Source organism: Streptomyces sp. NPDC012510 (assembly GCF_042955065.1).
In the GTDB taxonomy this organism is placed as follows: Bacteria; Actinomycetota; Actinomycetes; order Streptomycetales; family Streptomycetaceae; genus Streptomyces.
This window is the reverse complement of the sequence record NZ_JBIBEN010000041.1, coordinates 14,761-32,358: the sequence shown is the minus strand read 5'-3', so window position 1 is coordinate 32,358 and position 17,598 is coordinate 14,761. Positions and strand designations below refer to the sequence as shown.

Annotated in this window: 12 protein-coding genes and 9 pseudogenes; 14 read left to right on the top strand and 7 right to left on the bottom strand. The window is 68.5% G+C overall.

The features are described 5' to 3' along the window. Positions 1-144: pseudogene (locus ACFY9I_RS41080) on the top strand (IS256 family transposase); the annotation flags it as partial. Positions 145-224: 80 nt separating this feature from the next. Here ACFY9I_RS41080 and ACFY9I_RS41075 read toward each other — a convergent pair. Continuing rightward, complete coding sequence (locus tag ACFY9I_RS41075; RefSeq protein ID WP_243382383.1) at positions 225-1,121, bottom strand: helix-turn-helix transcriptional regulator; 897 nt, start codon at positions 1,119-1,121, stop codon at positions 225-227. Between the two features lie 103 nt (positions 1,122-1,224). Between ACFY9I_RS41075 and ACFY9I_RS41070 the strand changes: the two genes are divergently transcribed. From ACFY9I_RS41070 to ACFY9I_RS41060, 3 genes and pseudogenes are all read left to right on the top strand, one after another. Continuing rightward, positions 1,225-2,748, top strand: coding sequence for an MFS transporter (locus ACFY9I_RS41070; protein WP_391012244.1), 1,524 nt, complete (start codon positions 1,225-1,227; stop codon positions 2,746-2,748). Then, a pseudogene (locus ACFY9I_RS41065) lies at positions 2,745-2,900 on the top strand (helix-turn-helix domain-containing protein); the annotation flags it as partial. The gene ACFY9I_RS41070 and the pseudogene ACFY9I_RS41065, both read left to right, overlap by 4 nt. A 54-nt stretch (positions 2,901-2,954) precedes the next feature. Beyond that, positions 2,955-3,175 (top strand): annotated as a pseudogene (locus tag ACFY9I_RS41060) (transposase); the annotation flags it as partial. Positions 3,176-3,180: 5 nt separating this feature from the next. Here the strand turns inward: ACFY9I_RS41060 and ACFY9I_RS41055 are convergent. Continuing rightward, positions 3,181-3,765 (bottom strand): TetR family transcriptional regulator, encoded by a 585-nt coding sequence (locus ACFY9I_RS41055; protein ID WP_391012241.1) that lies wholly within the window; start codon positions 3,763-3,765, stop codon positions 3,181-3,183. Positions 3,766-3,920: 155 nt separating this feature from the next. Here ACFY9I_RS41055 and ACFY9I_RS41050 point away from each other — a divergent pair, with 155 nt between their 5' ends. The 3 genes and pseudogenes from ACFY9I_RS41050 to ACFY9I_RS41040 all read left to right on the top strand — a co-directional run bounded on the left by ACFY9I_RS41050 (position 3,921) and on the right by ACFY9I_RS41040 (position 5,967). Further along, complete coding sequence (locus ACFY9I_RS41050) at positions 3,921-4,796, top strand: NAD(P)-binding domain-containing protein (protein ID WP_391012239.1); 876 nt, start codon at positions 3,921-3,923, stop codon at positions 4,794-4,796. Between the two features lie 36 nt (positions 4,797-4,832). After that, positions 4,833-5,189: pseudogene (locus tag ACFY9I_RS41045) on the top strand (IS5 family transposase); the annotation flags it as partial. A 79-nt stretch (positions 5,190-5,268) separates the two neighbouring features. Then, a pseudogene (locus ACFY9I_RS41040) lies at positions 5,269-5,967 on the top strand (dienelactone hydrolase family protein). 489 nt (positions 5,968-6,456) lie between these two features. On the opposite strand, the gene ACFY9I_RS41035 reads toward ACFY9I_RS41040, so the two are convergent. From ACFY9I_RS41035 to ACFY9I_RS41020, 4 genes and pseudogenes are all read right to left on the bottom strand, one after another. Further along, a complete protein-coding gene (locus ACFY9I_RS41035) occupies positions 6,457-7,125 on the bottom strand; it encodes a hypothetical protein (RefSeq protein WP_391012236.1) in 669 nt (222 codons plus the stop codon). Positions 7,126-7,216: 91 nt separating this feature from the next. After that, positions 7,217-7,333: pseudogene (locus ACFY9I_RS41030) on the bottom strand (lysine transporter LysE); the annotation flags it as partial. 145 nt (positions 7,334-7,478) lie between these two features. Further along, complete coding sequence (locus tag ACFY9I_RS41025; RefSeq protein WP_210572911.1) at positions 7,479-8,108, bottom strand: class I SAM-dependent methyltransferase; 630 nt, start codon at positions 8,106-8,108, stop codon at positions 7,479-7,481. Positions 8,109-8,340: 232 nt separating this feature from the next. Then, a pseudogene (locus ACFY9I_RS41020) lies at positions 8,341-9,027 on the bottom strand (IS6 family transposase); the annotation flags it as partial. Positions 9,028-9,113: 86 nt separating this feature from the next. Here ACFY9I_RS41020 and ACFY9I_RS41015 point away from each other — a divergent pair. From ACFY9I_RS41015 to ACFY9I_RS40985, 7 genes and pseudogenes are all read left to right on the top strand, one after another. Next, complete coding sequence (locus ACFY9I_RS41015) at positions 9,114-9,461, top strand: hypothetical protein (RefSeq protein ID WP_391012233.1); 348 nt, start codon at positions 9,114-9,116, stop codon at positions 9,459-9,461. After that, the gene (locus ACFY9I_RS41010; RefSeq protein WP_391012230.1) at positions 9,458-9,649 is read left to right on the top strand and encodes a hypothetical protein; all 192 of its coding nucleotides are present in this window, start codon (positions 9,458-9,460) and stop codon (positions 9,647-9,649) included. The genes ACFY9I_RS41015 and ACFY9I_RS41010 overlap by 4 nt, the downstream gene beginning before the upstream one ends. Position 9,650: 1 nt before the next feature. After that, positions 9,651-11,066: an FtsK/SpoIIIE domain-containing protein gene (locus tag ACFY9I_RS41005; RefSeq protein WP_391012227.1), complete on the top strand. Its 1,416-nt coding sequence runs from the start codon at positions 9,651-9,653 to the stop codon at positions 11,064-11,066. Positions 11,067-11,107: 41 nt separating this feature from the next. Beyond that, on the top strand, positions 11,108-11,875 hold the full coding sequence (locus ACFY9I_RS41000) for a DUF2637 domain-containing protein (RefSeq protein WP_391012225.1): 768 nt from the start codon (positions 11,108-11,110) through the stop codon (positions 11,873-11,875). 152 nt (positions 11,876-12,027) lie between these two features. Further along, positions 12,028-13,462: pseudogene (locus ACFY9I_RS40995) on the top strand (replication initiator). Continuing rightward, positions 13,462-13,686: a helix-turn-helix domain-containing protein gene (locus ACFY9I_RS40990; protein ID WP_391012222.1), complete on the top strand. Its 225-nt coding sequence runs from the start codon at positions 13,462-13,464 to the stop codon at positions 13,684-13,686. The pseudogene ACFY9I_RS40995 and the gene ACFY9I_RS40990 overlap by 1 nt, the downstream one beginning before the upstream one ends. Continuing rightward, positions 13,686-14,210, top strand: a pseudogene (locus ACFY9I_RS40985) (N-terminal phage integrase SAM-like domain-containing protein); the annotation flags it as partial. The gene ACFY9I_RS40990 and the pseudogene ACFY9I_RS40985, both read left to right, overlap by 1 nt. On the opposite strand, the gene ACFY9I_RS40980 reads toward ACFY9I_RS40985, so the two are convergent. Continuing rightward, the gene (locus ACFY9I_RS40980; protein ID WP_391012249.1) at positions 14,201-15,142 is read right to left on the bottom strand and encodes an RHS repeat-associated core domain-containing protein; all 942 of its coding nucleotides are present in this window, start codon (positions 15,140-15,142) and stop codon (positions 14,201-14,203) included. The pseudogene ACFY9I_RS40985 and the gene ACFY9I_RS40980 sit on opposite strands and share 10 nt — an antisense overlap. Positions 15,143-17,598 lie beyond the last annotated feature (2,456 nt).

The following is a 17,598-nucleotide window of genomic DNA, read 5'->3' as shown; positions in this document are numbered from 1 at the left end:
GCCGCCCTCAAATGCGTCTACCTGGCCGTCATGAGCCTGGACCCGACCGGCACCGGACGCAAACGCTGGACCATGCGCTGGAAGGCCGCACTCCAAGCCTTCGACATCACCTTCGACGGCCGGCTCACCGCCGGACGCCGCTGAACAAATCCGACTGAGTTCCACCGTTCGCTACACAGACCCGGGCGTAGACCCACCGTTGCCATGGGGGTGACAGGCAGGAGTTACCTGTCCAGATGCCGGGGCGCCTCGGAGAGGGCGACTCGTTCCGGCTGATCGGCGACATGGTTGGACAACAGTCGCAGCGCGTCGGCCGAGGCGGTGTCTTTGGGTGTGTAGACCTCAAGCCGGTGGTCGGGGCTCTCGGGCTGGAGCCACACCTGGTAGTCGACCTCGACCCCTCCGACGGTTGGGTGTCGCAGGCGCATCGTGCCCACGGTGCAGTCCGCCACGTCGCCTTTGGCCCACAGCTTGGCGAAGTCGCCGCTGCGCATGGAAAGTTCGCCGATCAGTTCAGCCAACCGGGCGTCGCTGGGATACCTGCCCGCGGTGAGCCGCAGGTAGGCGACATGAGCTCGGGCCAGTTCATCCCAGTTTCGGTGCAGGTCGCGGGTGAGAGAGTCGAGAAAGAACATGCGGGGGATGGACGGCCGTCGCGCGAGATCGTGGGGCGCGTCGAAGTCGACGTGTTCCGCGACGAGGGCATGTCCGGTGCGGTTCCAGACCAGTACGTCGCCACGGCGGCCGAGCACGACGGCCGGTGTGGTCTCCCCGAGGGAGGCCAGGAGTGCCAGTACTCGTGGGTGCGGCCTTTCCGGACGGGGGCGGACCAGGCGCGAAGTGGTGGGCTGACGGGCGAGGTTGTGCAGGTGGGCTGTCTCGACCGGATCGAGCTGGAGCACGCCGGCGAGCGCGTCCAGGACCTGTTGGGAGGCCGTACCTGCCTGGCCCTGTTCCAGCCGCGTGTAGTAGCCGGCGCTCACGCCGGCGAGCTGGGCGAGCTCCTCGCGACGCAGACCCGGCACGCGGCGGGCTGTTCCGTAGGTGCGCAGTCCCACCTTGGCGGGCGTGACCCGGTCACGGCGGCTCTTGAGATAGGCCCCGAGGCTCTCCAACTCCATGACCTCGAGCGTAGGCGGAACGCTCCGATTCTGGGTGTCCCTGCGAGGTGTACCCATGACGCGGGGATGGTTGCCGAGCGGACGGCGCCGCACCGTCAGGGGCATGAAGCAACAGCGTGTTTCTCACTCACCCGGTACGCGGGCGTGGCTCGGTCTGCTGGTGATACTCGGCCCGGTACTGCTGGTCGCGATGGACAGTTCGGTCCTGTTCCTGGCCGTGCCCAAGGTCGCCGAGGCTCTGTCGCCGACTGCCGATCAGGCGTTGTGGATCCTGGATGTCTACGGATTCGCCGTCGGGTCCTTGCTCATCGCGTTCGGGAACATCGGCGACCGGTACGGCCGGCTGAAGCTGCTGATGACCGGCGCGGCGGTGTTCGGTGTCGGCTCGGCGGGAGCGGCGTTCGCACCTGGGCCGGAACTGCTGATCGCCTTCCGGGCGTTGATGGGCGTGGCCGGTGCCACGCTGCTGCCGTCAGCGCTGGCGGTACTCAGCGAACTGTTCACCGACCCACGCCTGCGGGCGAAAGCGATCGGTATCTTCGCAGCCACCTTTGCCGCCGGCTTCGCGATCGGCCCGGTCGTCGGCGGACAGTTGCTGAACAGCTTCTGGTGGGGGTCGGTCTTCCTGATCAATCTCCCCGTCGTCGTGCTGTTCCTGCTTCTGGCCCCGGTACTGCTCCGCGAGGTACGTGCCACCCGGACCGGCCGCATCGACGCTCTGAGCGTTCTTCTCTCCGCTGCGGGAATCCTGCTGACCGTCTACGCGATCAAGCAAGCTGCCGCGGAGGGGCTGACCGCGGTTCCGATGGCCACGGGGATCGTCGGCGTCGTCACCCTGTGGTGGTTCGTCCGGCGGCAGCTCCGCCTTGAACACCCGCTGATCGACTTCCGCCTCTTCCGCGACCGGGTGTTCACGATCGCGGCCATCACCGGGCTTCTGCCTCTGGCCGCATGGTCGGCAGTGGCCTACCTCGGCGGCATCTACCTCCAGTCTGTCCTCGGACTGACCGTCTTGGACGCGGCTCTCGTCGCGCTCCCCGGTGCCGCCGTGCTCACCGTCACCTGCATCGTCACACCGACGCTGGTCGCACGTATCGGCACCCGGGCAGCGCTCATCACCTGCCATTTCCTCATCGTCGCAGGGCTGCTCCTGCTGGTGCCCACCAGCGTCTCCGGCGGTATCGGTTGGTACGTGGCGTCCACCGTCATCGCTGGTATCGGCTACGGCATCTCCTTCAGCGTTGTCGCCGACACCGCCGTCGCCGCGGTTCCCGCAGAGCGCGCCGGGTCCGCAGCAGCAATCGCCGAGACCAGCAACGAGATCGGCAACGCCCTCGGCATCGCACTCCTCGGCTCGCTGGCCGCCCTGATCTTCCGGCTCCAGGGACCTGACCTCGCCGGTACTCTCAACGAGACATTGCAGGTCCCCGGCCTCACGGCCGCGGTGATCGGCGATGCGAAGTCAGCCTTCGTCACCGGACTGCACGCCGCTGCCGTCATCGCGGGCATTCTCCACGCCGCACTCGGGGTCTTCGCCCTGAGTCACCTGCCGAGGGCCTTCACCAGCACCGACGATGCCCATCCGGAGCCCCTGTTCCGGGACAACGTCGAAAACAGCGCTCGATGACCGATGCCAACTCCCCACTCGGTATCGAGGGCCAACGACGCCTCGTTGAGCGATGCCGGACAAGGCCGATCGCCCACGTCGCAGACGAGATGGGCATCTCCCGATCCTGTGCATCGAAGTGGGTGAACCGCTACCGGCGGTACGGCGCAAGCGGGCTCGACCGGCCTTCAACCCCACACCACCAGTCGACAACGACGCCCGACATGGTGTTGATCGTGGTGGACGCCGGATACGACGCGCCCGCCTGGCCTTCTTGCTGACAGATCTGCCGGTGCCGGAGCTGGGCCGGATGCGCTCGGACCGTGTTCTGCGCCGGGCGGTCCCGCCACGCGAGCCAGGCACTCGGGGCCGTCCGCCCCACCACGGCGGCGAGTTCGTCTTCGGCGACCCGGCCACCTGGACCCCCGACGCGACGACCGACACACGTGGTCCTTACGAGCGGGACACTCCGTATGAACCCACCAGGCGGGCCAGTTGTCGGCCCGTCACCCGTAGTGGTTCCTCGCTGCGGTTGACCTGCGCCGTCACTTCGGCGCCTTCCAGGGCGCTGATGATGGCGGTCGCCAACTCCCTGGCGTCGCGGGCCTGGAAGCCGGAGCGCAGGAGCTTGTCGGTGACGATCAGCTCCCAGCTGCGCAGCGCGTCGGCGCATGCCTGCTGGATTTCGGAGTCGGTTCCCAAGGTTTCCAGTGCCGCTGCCGTGACCGGGCAGCCGTCGGTCCAACCCGATGCGCGCAGCCCTTCGGCGAGCTGTCCGGCGCAGGCCTCTACGGCCGCGCCCGGGTCCTCCTCGCTCTCCATCGCATAGCGGAGGACCGTTGCGAACTCCCGGTCGCTGTACTTGATGGCGGCGACCGCGACGGCCTCTTTGCCGCCCGGGAAGAAGTGGTAGACGGAGCCCAGTGTGGCCTCCGCCTCCTTGGCGATCTGCTTGATGCCCGTGCCGACATAGCCCTGGCGCTGCAGGAGGCTCGCTGCGGCGATGACGATCCGGTCCCGGGTGCTGGCCTGTCCCATGTGCACACCCTACTGGGTAGAAAGTTCGTTTTAGAGCCGTGCTACATTGCTCCACATCCTGGGTAGAACGCTCGTTTTAGTCTCGTCCTCGCTGCGGCACCGGCTCGTGCCGGGGCGGCGGCTGGTCGTGAACACATCCCGCGGAGGTCTTCCCAATGAGCACCAAGCAGCCTGTGACCGTCATCGGACTCGGCCCCATGGGGCAGGCAATGGTCCACGCCTTACTCGGGCAGGGACACCATGTCACCGTCTGGAACCGCACCGTGTCCCGTGCCGATGCCCTCGTGGCGCGCGGCGCCGTACTCGCAAAGAGCGCCGAAGACGCCGTCGCCGCCAACGAGCTGGTCGTCCTGAGCCTCACCGACTACGACGCGACGTACACCGTGCTGGAACCGGCGTCCCACGCCCTGACTGGCCGCGTACTCGTCAACCTCAGCTCCGACACCCCGGAGAAGACCCGCGCCGGGGCGCGGTGGGTGTCAGAGCACGGCGCGGTCCACCTCACCGGGGGCGTCAACGCCTCGCCTTCCGGCATCGGACAGCCTGAGTCGTCCACCTTCTACAGCGGGCCGCGCGAGGTGTTCGAGGCACACCGGTCCACCCTCGAAGTCCTGACCAGCGCGGACTACCAGGGCGAGGATCCCGGCCTGGCCGCGCTCCTGTACCAGATGGGCATGGTCATGTTCTGGACGTCCATGCTCAGTTACTGGCAGGTCATCGCACTCGCCGACGCCAATGGACTCACGGCGGCGGACGTCCTCCCGCACGCCATCGAGACCATGACCGGGATGCCGGGTTTTCTCTCCTTCTACACCGAGCGCATCGACGCCGGCGAGCATCCCGGTGACGTGGACCGCCTCGCCATGGGCATGGCCAGCGTCGAACACGTCCTGCACACCAACGCCGACGCCGGCGTCGACACCACTCTGCCGGCCGCTGTGGCCGCTCTGTTCCGGCGCGGCATGGACGCCGGGCACGCGGCGGACAGCTTCTCCAGCCTGGTGGAGCTGATGAAGACGGCCAAGGCGTAGTCGCGGCTCGACGCAATACCCGCAGGTCTGGACATGATCAGCAGGGGTGACTTGACCGACGTGGAGTGGGCCGGGCTGGAGCCGCTGCTGCCGTCGACCAACAACCGGTGCGGCCGGTGGCGGGACCACCGCCAGGTGATCAACGGGATCCTTCACCGGCTCAGCACCGGGGCGCAGTGGAGAGAGTTGCCCGAACGCTTCGGCCCGTGGAAGACCGTGCACAAGCGGCACTTACTGTGGTCGGCTGATGGCACCTGGGAGAGGCTCCTCCAGCACGTCCAGGCCCGGGCCGACGCCGCGGGTGACATCGATTGGGACATCAACGTCGACTCCGCCTCTGTCCGCGCCCACCACCACGCCGCTGGGGCGCCCAAGGCGGCACCGTCCGCACCGCCCGGCCCTTCAGGAAAGAGGGCTCCGCGACAGGTTGTCACGTTGTTGGGTGTGGAGGTGTCTGACGGTGTGACGGGGCGTGACCGAACAGCTCTTCACCCTCGACGAGATCCCCGGCGTGCTGTGGACGCCGGAAGATGCCCACCGCACTCGCCCCCTGATCCTGATGGGACACGGCGCCGGGCAACACAAGAAGGCCCCCGGCATCCTCGCCCGCGCGCATCGCTTCGCCGCCGAGGGCGGGTTCGCGGTCGCCGCGATGGACGTGCCCAACCACGGCGAGCGGCCGACGGACAAGGAGTTCGACCGGATCGCGACCGAGTACCGGGCGCGTATGGCCGCCGGAGAGGATACGGCTGCGCTGGACACCGCCATGTACACGCTCGTAGCCGGGCAGACCATCGCGGAATGGCAGGCGGTCCTGACCGCAGTCCAGCAACTCGACCATATCGGCGGCGGACCGGTGGGGTATTGGGGCGTGTCGCTGGGCTGCGCGCTCGGTATACCGTTCGCCGCCGCAGAACCTCGAGTCCGCGCCGCGGTGCTGGGCCTGTAAGGGGCGCCCTTGCTGGCCGGGACCGCCGCGCAGATCACCGCACCGGTGCAATTTCTGGTCCAGTGGGACGATGAACTGATGCCCCGTGCACAGAGCCTGGCGTTGTTCGATGCCATCGGTTCAGCCGAGAAGACACTGCACGCCAACCCCGGCAAGCACGGAGATCTACCGAGGTTCGAGGTGGACGACTCGCTGCGATTCTTCGCCAGACATCTGGGCTGATACGTCTGCAGTCAACGCCGCCGGCGAGCGCCCAGAACACTAGGTAGTTCAGAGAAGTGACCAGGCCGAAGGAGATGGCACCGGACCACAGGACGTGGGGCATGGCGAACCTCCATGACGTGCCCCGAGACCACCAGCGTAGAAGGAGGCACGCGCCTCGGCACGGTGCGACGGGCGGTGGAGAGGCCGAGACCCGATCAGTCACTGCTCTTCGTCGACCTGGTTCGGCGAGGCCTGCGCGCCTCCCGGGCGGGTACGGCCCGACGCCGCTGTCCGCAAGCGCCTGCGTCGGGCCGGTGCGCACCCTGACGCCCCGGTCCGCTACATCACGCTCCGCCAGTCTGTCCGGCCCGCCCCCGACGGCGACCGCGGCGCCCGGGACACCGCCAGCCGCATCTACCGGGTGAGGTGCACGAGTGGGAGTTCGGCGGGCGGCGGTGACGGCGGGACCGACACCGAGAAGGACGGCTGAGGCCAGGCGCCCCCGCGTCAGTATTCGGCGGCGGTGATGTCACCGACGGGGATGCAACTGACATCCGAGATTCCCCGCTCGCACAGTGTGGCGCCCTCCAGGTTCGCCTTCTCCGACACGATCTGCCAGGCCCAGTGGTAGTACACGGTGTTCGGCTGGAGGGTGCCGAACACCGAGTCGATACCCTTCGCTCCCTCGCCGCTGTAAAGCATCTGGTCCTCGGTCATGTACGGCGTTGCGCCGTCGAGTACGCCCCCGATGTGCGAATTAAGCTCGTCCTTGAGGCTCGGATAGTCGATCGCCAGCGCCGCGTAGGGCGCGTGAATGCTGCGATTGCGGGGCTCGGCCTCCACGCGCAGGAGCAGGGTGAGCGCCATCGTGCCGGCCGGTGGAGGAGTGCCTGGGACGTTCACCGCGGTCTCGGCTTTGAGGATCTGGACGGTGTACGTGTACTTGCCGTCCACGTGCAGCACGGGCTCGCGCGCCGAAGGCATCTTCTTCGGTTCGGGTTGGGCGGTCGCGTTCTTGCCCGGCGAGGGGGTCCCTGACGCTGCCGGCGACTCGTCTCCTCCGGCTTCGGCCGTGTCCGCCGTGTCGCCGTTGCCGCACGCCGACAGTGCGGTCATGACGACGACAGCGGCACACGCCCACAGCCTGGGCGCGCGGATCCGTCGGCCATCCCTCATTGAGCTACTCCCCCGGTTCCCACACATGAGAAAATCCAGTAACTAGGCGATCACCTTAGGGGATGGCCATGACAACGCGGGCGCCCGGGCCTCAGTCCTTGCGGCCGGTCGCGGCGACGGTGATGCCCAGGCCAATCATGGTGAGGCTGCCGACGCCGCCGACCGGGGAGAGCCGCCGGGGTGAGCGGGCGAACCAGTCCCGGGCGGTAACCCCATCAGCCAGGCGTGCGGCCGCGGTGGAGTTCTTCGAGTGGGTGAACCGGGCGCCGCTCTGGAAAGCGGTGGTTATCTGGGGTCCGATTTGAGCGTCAGGCATGTTGACCGAACTAACTCAAGAGTCCACAGGTCAGTCTCTACGGGCGGCGGGCCAGCAAGTGTGTGTCGAGGAAGCCGCGCTCGGACGCTGGGTCGTGGAGCAACCGAGCCACCGTGACGAGCCCGGCCTCGGTCAGCAACCCGGCAAACTGCTCCGCCGGCCAGCTATAGGCGGGCGCCACCTTGTGATCGAAGCGGACCGGCTCCGGCCCCTCAGTCCCGAAGAAGGACACCAGGAGCAGACCCCCTGGTGCCAGGACACGCACCTGCTCAGCAAGTAGCGCGGGCAGTTCTTCAGGTGGGGTATGGATCATCGAGTAGTGGGCCAGCACTCCACCAAGCACGCCGTCCTCGACCGGCAGGGCCTCCATTCGTGCTTCGTCGAACCGCAGCGTCGGCTGGGCCCGCCGAGCGTGGTCGACCATGGCCGGGGAGAGGTCGATCCCGAAGGCATCCAGCCCCAAGTCGTGCAGCATGGCCGTCAGATGACCGGGTCCGCACCCGACGTCGGCTACCCGCAAGTTCCGCGTGTCACGCACGAGCTCGGCGAAGGTGCCGATCATGTTCCGTGCGAACGGCCGCGTCTCCAACCGACTAGTGAACATCGACGCATAGAGCTCGACGACCCCGTCGTAGGCCGCCCTGGTCTCATCCTGGTGTTCTAACACGCGCAGGAAGCTAACACCCCCGCCGTTCACCGCCGTTCTCCGGCCCATACCGACCGGGCCTTCCCCCGTGAAGGTGGGCACGCGGTTATTGATCACGCGGCGAGCGTGAGTTTAGCGGTGCGGTGTCGGTGTTCGTATTCGTTGGGGCTGAGGTGGCCGTTGGCGTCGCGGCGTGGTGCAGCTCGGTTCCGGGCTGTGCCCAGGCAGCGTTGGCGAGGCCGGCGACGCCGGTGATCTGCTCCCAGATTGCGAAGCGGATGCTCATCTCGGCTCGGTGGGCGGCAGCGGTCATCAGGTGTCGGCGGGGCCGGAAGTGGGGCGAGATACCGCTGAACGCGGACAGGAACCGCTGGGCCCCGCCCACGGAGCGGAAGCCCTTTATCGCCCGGTCACGCTGTCTGGTGGGCTGGTGGCTGTTCTCGGCCCGGTTGTTGAGGTACTTCGACTGGCGGTGCTCGACGGAGGGCATGACCTCGCGGTGGGCGGCGCCGTAGGAGCGGAGCTTGTCGGTGACGATCACCCGCGGCACCGCGTGCGTCTTCTTCATCAGGCGGCGGAAGAACCGCCTGGCCGCAGCCTTGTCGCGTCGGTTCTGCACGAGGATGTCCAGGACGGTGCCGTCCTGGTCGACGGCCCGCCACAGGTACTTCTGTTCTCCATTGATCTTGATGAAGACCTCGTCCAGGTGCCATTTGTCACCAGGCCGGGGCTGCCGCCGGCGCAGCGCGCCCGCGTACCGCTGCCCGAACTTGGCGCACCAGCGACGCACCGTCTCGTACGAGACGACGATCCCGCGCTCGAGCATCAGCTCCTCGACCTCGCGGAACGACAGCGGGAAGCGGAAGTACAGCCACACGCAGTGGGAAATGACCTCGACCGGGTACCGGTGCCCCTTGTACGACAGCGACACGGTCACCACGGACAGCCCCCTCCAGCACGATCAACCAGAAGATCATCCCACCCGGCTCACCAACGTGACAGCGCCGATTCAAGGGATGTGATGGCATGGCCAGAATCCGTGTCGCTCTGCTGCCGTCTGCGGTGTGCATCGCGGGCACCGAGCCGGTGCTGAAGATCAAGGACCAGCAGACCGGGGAGGTCGCCACCGACCGGGAGACCGGCGCATCGCTGTACACCGTGACCGTGATGCTCATGGAGGACGGCCGGGCTGAGGTCCTGAAGATCACGGTCCCGGAGACGGGCCTGGCGGCCGGGCTGAAGCCGGGCGTGATGGTGCGGCCGGTGGAGCTGTTCGCCACCCCGTGGGCGCGGATCTTCAACGGTCAGCTCTCCGACGGCGTCGCCTACCGCGCCAACCGCCTGGAGCTGGTCGGGACGGAGGCCGCCCAGTGACCGGCCCCGACAGCCAGGGGCCGCAGCGTGAGCTGCATGTGCTGCGGCCTCTGCCGGGCACTGAGGGCAAGGCGACGTTCTCCGCCTCCGGCGCGGTACTCGGACGGCTCGGCCTGACCCCGGCGGATGCGGCCGGGCTGGACCTGGCCGACGTCCTCCGCCTGATATCCGAAACCAAGGGGGACTGACATGGAAGCCGTGACGGATTTCGGACCGGATGCGCTGCTGGTCGCGGCCGTGCCGGTCAGTGTGACGCTGATGCTGGTCGTGGTGCGCTACGTGCGGGCCGACCGGGGCACGCGGGTCAGCATGCGGCAGGCCGTGCGGGTTCGCTGGGGCTGGGTGCGGCTGGCTCGGATGGCCGGGTTGACGGTCACCGACAAGACACCGGTTCTGCTCGCGCAGATCACCGCACAGAAGGACGGTCCTGCCCCCGCGCCTCGGGTACTGACTCCGAGGATCAAGGTCACGCCGGACCAGTTCGGTGTGATCGTCCGGGCCAGGACCCTGCCGCAGGTCGGGCTGGAGGAGTACCAGAAGGCGGCACGCTTCCTGGCGGACGCCTGGCGGTGCACGCGGGTGTCCGTCCTGCCGGACGGCCCCGGCAAGGTGGTGATCCGAGGCGTGCGCTCCGACCCGTTGACCACGCCGACCAAGCACCGGCCCACTGGCCGCCCGCCGGAGGACGTGGCGCGCTGGGAACTGGGAGTGGACGAGTACGCCGCACCCGTCTGCGTGTCTCTGGCAAACGTGCCCGGGGTGACGGTGGCCGGCACACCCGGCGCGGGCAAGACCTCGGGGATCAACAAGTTCGTCTGTGACCTCGCGCCGTCGGCGGCCGTGCGGTTCGTGGGCTTCGACGGGAAGGTGTCGCGAGCCGAAGAGGGCGACTACGCCGACCTGGTCAAGCGGATGTTCGCGTTCTGCGGTGACGACCTGGACGAGGCCAACGCTCTGTTCAAGCGCCTGGTGGCGCTGCGTCGGCGGCGGTCCTCGGTGATCCGTGACGTGCTGGGCGTGAAGAACATGTGGCACGTCGGCCCCTCTCGGCTATGGCCGCTCACCGTGGTGCTCATCGATGAGGCGCACACGTTCTTCCGCGAGTACAAGGGCAGTGACGCTGAGACGAAACGTTTGGCCGCGCTGACGGCGGAGAACGCCCGGCTGGTGGAGGACTTGGTCAAGAAGGGCCGCAGCGTCGGCATCCTGACCATCCTGATCAGCCAGAAGACCACGGGCGATGCCATCCCGACGTTCATCCGCGACGTGTGCCCGGTGGGGCTGTCGTTCGCGCAGAAGACGGTGGAAGCCGCGGTGGCCGCGCTGGGTGACGACATCCGCAACTGGCCCGATGCCAGCCCGGTCACCTTGCAGGACCCCGCCTACGTCGGGGTCGCGGTGATGGCGATGCAGGGCCGCCCCGGCTTCACCCGCATCCGCACCCCCTATGTCTCCGACGCCGACGCTGCCCGCATCGCGGAAGCCACCTCCCACCTGACCGCCGACCCCGCCCTGTGCCTGGACACCCTCCTCGACACCACCGGCCACACGAACCCCGACGACGACGGCCCGGACGGTCCGGCCGTCTCCCTGGCCAGGCCCTGAACACCCCTGACCTGCATATCTTGAGAGAGGAGGTTCCGCCGATGGCGGAGGAACGGTTCACCCGGCACACCGTGACCTTGGTCATGGCGGTCATTGCGGCCCTGGCCTTCGTCTTCTCCTTCGGCAACGTCTGGGCGCTCGCCCTGCGGCTCGGCGTCCCGCGCCCGATCGCTCCGCTGATCGCGCCCATGGTGGACCTGTCCGTCGTCGGACTCCTGGTAGCCCTGCGCTTCCTGGCCCTGCGCGGCGTCCCCGAGCACGACCTGAAGGCCGGCACCCGACTGCTGCACCTGTGCGGGCTGCTCACCCTCGCGCTGAACACCGCCGAACCCCTGCTGACCGGACGCTACGGACGGGCCTGCCTGGATACCGTCGGCCCGCTCCTGCTCCTCGGCTGGGGCCACGTCGGCCCCACCTTCCTCGCCCACTTCCACGCCACCGCACATCTGGAGGACACCACCACATCTGCCCCAGCACCCGCACCCATCGCTGAGCCGGTGCCCACCTCGGCGCCCGCTCCCGAGACGGCGGCCCCGGCCCCTGAGCCAGACCCCGCCACGACACCTGCGCCGACCCTGGCCGAAGTGCCTACCGTGATCGAGGTACCCGACTCCGCCCCCGCCCCGGCCATCACCAAGGCGCCTGCCACCGGCACCCGCCCGGCCCTGCCCGCCGCCCTGCTGAGTGCGGCCCGGCGCATCGCGGACACCCACCACGCCGAGCTCGGAACACCGGTCACCGCCGCCCAGCTCGCAACCCGCATGGGCGTCGCCCTGCCGGTGGCCACCGCCGCCCTCGCTCAGCTCTGAGCCACCCCGGCCTCGGCCGGAACACCCCTCCCTCGAAATCCACGCCCACTCAATGGGCCTGGTTCGTCATGCCCCGAGCAGCACCAACACGCCCACAGATCCGGCTGGTTGCTGCTCGGGGCCCCCGCACCGACAGAAGGGACACGCCCCGAATGGTCACCCTGGACCTGCGCCCCGTGGCAAGCCCCGCCGTGCGGGACCTGCTCCACCTGGTCAACCACCCCGACTTCGACCGCGCACAGCACAGATCGAACGCCTCGGCGGCTGCACCGAACCCGTCCGCCTCACCGGTCACACCGCCACCGTCGACACCACGACTGGCGAGGTACTGCGCTCCTACACCTTCTCCGACGAGCCCACGGGCAGTCTGCTCACCGCGTGCGGCAACCGCCGCGCCTCTCGCTGCCCGGCCTGCTCCCGCATCTACGCCGCCGACACCTACCACCTCATCCACGCCGGCCTCTCCGGCGGCAAGACTGTCCCCGACACCGTCCGCACTCACCCCCGCGTCTTCGCCACCCTCACCCCGCCGTCCTTCGGCCCCGTCCACAACCGCCCCACCACCCCCGGCGGCGGCATCCGGCCCTGCCGCTGCCGCAAGCTCCACGAACCCACAGACGCCCTGATCGGGACGCCGCCGAACCCCGGGACGTACGACTACGAGGGCGCGGTTCTCTTCAACGCCCACGCCGGAGCCTTGTGGGCACGCTTCACCACCTACCTGCGCCGCGAGATCGCCGCCCAGCTCGGCATGACCCAGAAAGCCGCCCACGCGGTCCTGCGGGTCTCCTTCGCCAAGGTCGCCGAGTACCAGCAGCGCGGCCTGGTCCACTTCCACGCCGTCATCCGACTCGACGGCCCCGACGGCACCAGCCAGCCCCCGCCACCGTCGCCCTGCTCGCCGACGCCGTACGCGCCGCCGCCGCACGGGTTCGTGTCACGGTCGGGTCGGACGCGGTCGGGGAACGCGAACTCGCCTGGGGCGAACAACTCGACGTACGCGAGATCGCCGCCTTCGGCGCTGACGGTGAAATCACCGATCAGGCCGTGGCCGCCTACGTAGCGAAGTACGCCACCAAGTCCGCCGACGCCTCCGGCACCCTCGACCGCTCCCTGTTCTGCCGACCCTGCCAGGGACGCGGCGCCACTCTCCTGCCCCACGGAACCCCGCTCACCTGCACTGCGTGCGACGGAACCGGACAGTCCCGGCCCCTGCCCCGGCTCGCCGTCGCCCGCCACGTGCGGCAGATGATCCGCACCTGCTGGGAGCTGGGCAAGTTGCCCGAGGCCGCCGACCTCAAGCTCTGGAAGTGGGCACACATGCTCGGCTTCCGGGGCCACTTCTCCACCAAGTCCCGCCGCTACTCCACCACCCTCGGCGCGCTGCGCGACGCCCGCCGCGCCTGGCGCACCCAACAGGCCCACGTCCACGCCGGCCTGCCCGAGCTTGCCCTGGACACCACGCTCGTCGTCGGGCACTGGGCCTACCTCGGCTCGGGCTATAGCCCCGGCGCCGCACTCCTGGCTGCCGCCGTCTGGCACCGCAGAGCGCTGAAACGCCGGTTCATCGCCGAAGGGGGCTGCTGATGACCTCGCCCCCACCCACCGTCCTCCACCCGGAGACAGAGCCAGCGCTGGACCTGCTGACGGTTCCCCAGGTCATGGCCCGCCTCCAGCTCGGCCGCTCCGCCGTCTACGACCTGCTCCGCACCCGCCAGCTCGCCTCGTTCACCCTCGGCCGCGCCCGCCGCATCCCCGCCCACGCCCTCGCCGACTTCATCCGCGCCCGCCTCGACCAGGAAGCCGCCTGATGACCACACCCCGCGACACCCCCGCTTCCCGCCGCAGCCGTGCCAACGGCGACGGGACCGTCTACCAGCGCAAGGACAGCCGCTGGGAGGCCGCCGGATACGTCCTCGCCCCCGGCGACACCCGCAAGCGCATCCGCGTCTACGGCACCACCCGGAAGGAAGCTCTGGCCAAGCTCACCGAGAAAATCGCCGCCAGTAATCGCGGCGTCCCCACTCCGTCTGCGCAGGGCAGTGTGGCCATGTACCTGAGGTACTGGCTGGAGAATGTCGCCGTCCACCAGCTCCGCGAGAACACCCACACCCGTTACACCGCCGTCGCCCGGCTGTACCTCATCCCCGGCCTCGGACGGAAGAAGCTCGCCAAGCTCACCGCCAAGGACATCCGTACCTGGCTCAACCAGCTCCGCACCACCTGCCAGTGCTGCACGCGCGGCCTCGACGCCGCCCGGGACCAGCCGCGTTGCTGCGCCGCCGGGAAGTGCTGCGCCAGACGGCTCTCGCCGTTGACGCTCACCTACGTCCATTTGTTCACCGTGAGGCCGGTGAAGTCCTTGTCTTCCTTGGTGATGATGGTGGCGAATACGGTGCGCGCTTCGGTCGTCCCTGTTTCCGGGTCGGTGGCGAGGACTTTGTCCCCGACCTCGATGTCACCGATTTCCTTGACGGATCCGTCGGCCATACGGACGCCGGCTTCGGGAAGGAAGCTGTTCGGGCATGCCTTTCCGAGCTTCCCGCCGCGTCCGAGTGCGTACTCGACGATGGCGAGGAATCCTATGTTCCCGCATATCGGGCAGGAGTCCCCAGGGATGCTCTTTACGTGCGCCCAGCCGTCGTAGTGCTTGCGGAAGTTCGTGCACGTCATGTCGGTGCCCATGCCGTCTCTACCGCAGCGCTCGCGGAAGTAGAGCTCGTAGTTCAGCTCGGGGCTGACGTGCGGCATGTAGGTTCCGGCGGCCTGCATCTGCCCGACGGTGGGTGCGTCTTGGTCGTCTCCCAGGTAGTTGTTGACCAGGTCCGTCGGAGCGCTTGGCGCCTCGCCGTCTCCCAAATCCGTGACCACCGGCAGAGGATCGGTGCCATCCCCGCCGTCGTTAATTTTTCCGGGCCCGCACTCCTGCCATCCAGTGCCCTCGCATTCGGCCCGGATCAGACCAGTGGGGTCGGCGTAATTGATGGGGTCGTTGCCGCTGTAGCTGTAGGCGGAGAGGTTCTGCGGGTCGTACGGCGTGCTGAGGGGGTCGGGGCTGAGGAAGCGTCCGAGGCGGGGGTCGTACGCTCTCGCGCCCAGCATGGACAGTCCGGTGCTGGTGTCTTCGGTCTTGCCAAGGAAGCCGTTGTCGGTGCCGGTGGGCAGGGTGCCGCTGCGTTCGTCGCCGAAGGGGGTGTAGCGGCGGCGGGTGGAGGTGCCGGTGGTGGCGTCGACGGCGATCTGGGTGGAGGCCTGGGTGTCGCCCATCAGGTAGGTGATCTTGCCGTTGGCGGCGGTGGTGCCTTCGGTAGTGCGCATGGCGACGGTGGCGGTGCCGCTGGTGTAGTGGCGGGTCGCGGTGACCGTGGTGCCGTCAGTGCACAGTTCCGTGCCGCCGAGGGAGGCGATGGTTTCGCTGGGTGTGGTGCGGACGAGGAGGTTGCCGTCGGCGTCGTAGGCGTAGCGGGTCAGTTCGCTGCCGCTGGACTTGGTGGTCTTGACCGTTGCCAGCTGGGCCAGTTTGGTCCAGGTGTAGTCCGACGGTCGTTGCCGTGCCGGTGGCGGGCTGTTCGATGCGCTTGAGCATCGTGCCGTCGTCGTCGTAGGTGACGGTGTCCGTGCGGGTGGTGGTGCTGCCGGTCTTGTGAAGGATCTTGCGGACGCCGTGGGGCCAGTTGGCGTTGGCGGTGGTCCAGGTGCCGGCGTCGTCGTAGCCGGGGTAGAGGTAGTCGCTGCAGTGCCGGCGGTGTTGGTGTCGGTGACCGACTGGAGGTTGCCCATGCGGTCGTAGGTGTAGGCGGTCTGGTAAGGGGCGGTGCCCTGGTCGTTGGTGGTGGTCTGTGCGGTGTTCGCGCAGATGCCCGCGGTGGTGTGGGTGAAGGCGCTGGTCAGGCGGCTCTGGTCGCCGTAGCGGAAGCACTGTGATTGGGCGGTCTGGCCGGTGGCCTCCTCTCGCAGTTCGGTGATCCGGCCGGCCAGGTCGTAGGTGTAGGTGTCCTTCTGCTTCTCGGTGATGAGTTCGTTGATGTTGGTGGTCGTCGCGATGCTCTTGAGCCAGCGGGTGCCGTTGCTGTCGTCGTAGCTGTAGGAGCGCTGGGCGTTGATGCCGTTGCCGTCGAAGTCCGCGCCGTAGGTGCGCCCGGTGAGGCGGTCGTAGGAGTCGTAGGCGGTGTCGTCGATGTAGACGGCCGTACCGAGGGTGCTGGTCAGGCGGTCCGTTCGGCCGTAGGTGTCGTAGGTGGTGGTCACCGTCTCCGCAGCAAGGCCGCCCGCGGCCGGGTAGGTCACCTTGGTGACGTGGTCGGCGGCGTCGTAGGCGAACGCGGTCGTGTAGGTCCCCGCCAGGCCGCTGACGGTGGCGGGGACGGTGACGGTTCTGCTCAGTGCGCGGCCGCGGGTGTCGAAGGAGCCGGTGCTGGTGGTGTAGGTGTTGCCGGATGTGTCGCGGCTGGTGGTGGAGGTGATCTGGCCCTTGCCGTTGGTGACGCTCAGGCCGTCCCAGGTCCAGGCGGCGAGTTCGTCCGCACCGCTGGCGACGGATGTCTTGCGGCCGAGGTTGTCGTATCCGTAGTTCAGGACGGTCTTGCCGCCGTTGCTGGTGGTTTTGCTGATCTGTCCGTTGGCGTCGTACTCCGTGGTCGAGGTGCCCGCGTCCGGATCGTCGACGGTGAGACGCTGCCCGGCCCAGCCGTAGGTGTGGAGGGTGTTGTTTCCGCGGGTGTCGGTGATCTGCTTCAGCTCGCCCTTGTCGGTGTAGCCGTAGGACGTGGTGTAGGTGGCGCTGCCGCTGTGTTCGACGACTTTGGAGACCTGGCCGAAGATGTCGGTGTAGGTGTCGACAGGGGTGCCCACAGCGGGCTGGACGATGGTGTGGTCGCCGTTGTAGGTGGTGGTGACCTTGCCTTCGGCCTGGGTGGCCCCGTTTACCTGAATGCGGGAGATCACGGTGCGGCCCGCCCAGTCCAGGACCAGGTCGGTGTAGGAGGGCAGGTCGGCGACCTCGGGACTGGAGGGGCCTCCGGAGCCGGCGGTTCCCTGGTTGCGGAAGACCGCTGAGGTGCCGGTGACCTGGCCTGCCGAGTCGTAACGGGTGACCGCCACCTGCCGGTACGGGACCACCTGCCCAGTCGGCCAGAGAGTGGCGTCCGGCAGCGGGGTCTGCGTCTCCCGTGCTCTGCCGAGGGCATCCGTGTAGGAATGGGAGGTCAGGTAGGTGCTGCCGGACTGCAGCACACGGGAGGTCGTGTGCGGGTAGCCGTCGACCGCGTCCGGGACCCCGGAGCCGTTGGTCGACGTGGGCACGGTGTAGCTGTACGTCATCGACGGCGAGCTGCCGGTCTCGGTCGGCTTCCACACCTCCACGACACGGCCGGCGGAGTCCAGGGTGACCGTGGTGGAGTGGCCGTTGGCGTCCTTGACCGTGGTCGGGATGCCCCAGAAGCGGGAGGTCCACACGGTGGAGGTCAAACCGGTGCGAGCAGAGGCGGCGCCGTCCGGATCGGGCGTGGTGGTGGTGACGCCGTTCAGGGGCCAGGTGTTGGCCGGGCTGTAGGTGGTGGTGGTGCGGTTGTGCAGGCCGTCCTCGGTCCACACCACACGGCCGGCCTTGTCGTAGCCGGACCACGTCGAGCGATAGCTGCCGGACTTGGTGTAGACGCGGGCCTCGGTGGGGTTGCCGTCGACCGGCTTGTTCGCGGCCACGGTCGTGGCGCCGTCGTACAAGG

Coding starts and splice junctions, on each gene's coding strand:
- ACFY9I_RS41015 (WP_391012233.1), top strand. CDS start 9,114: ATGGCCAGAATCCGTGTCGCTCTGCTGCCGTCTGCGGTGTGCATCGCG.
- ACFY9I_RS40990 (WP_391012222.1), top strand. CDS start 13,462: ATGACCTCGCCCCCACCCACCGTCCTCCACCCGGAGACAGAGCCAGCG.
- ACFY9I_RS41005 (WP_391012227.1), top strand. CDS start 9,651: ATGGAAGCCGTGACGGATTTCGGACCGGATGCGCTGCTGGTCGCGGCC.
- ACFY9I_RS41000 (WP_391012225.1), top strand. CDS start 11,108: ATGGCGGAGGAACGGTTCACCCGGCACACCGTGACCTTGGTCATGGCG.
- ACFY9I_RS40980 (WP_391012249.1), bottom strand. CDS start 15,142: ATGGGCGACACCCAGGCCTCCACCCAGATCGCCGTCGACGCCACCACC.
- ACFY9I_RS41075 (WP_243382383.1), bottom strand. CDS start 1,121: ATGGAGTTGGAGAGCCTCGGGGCCTATCTCAAGAGCCGCCGTGACCGG.
- ACFY9I_RS41035 (WP_391012236.1), bottom strand. CDS start 7,125: ATGAGGGATGGCCGACGGATCCGCGCGCCCAGGCTGTGGGCGTGTGCC.
- ACFY9I_RS41050 (WP_391012239.1), top strand. CDS start 3,921: ATGAGCACCAAGCAGCCTGTGACCGTCATCGGACTCGGCCCCATGGGG.
- ACFY9I_RS41070 (WP_391012244.1), top strand. CDS start 1,225: ATGAAGCAACAGCGTGTTTCTCACTCACCCGGTACGCGGGCGTGGCTC.
- ACFY9I_RS41055 (WP_391012241.1), bottom strand. CDS start 3,765: ATGGGACAGGCCAGCACCCGGGACCGGATCGTCATCGCCGCAGCGAGC.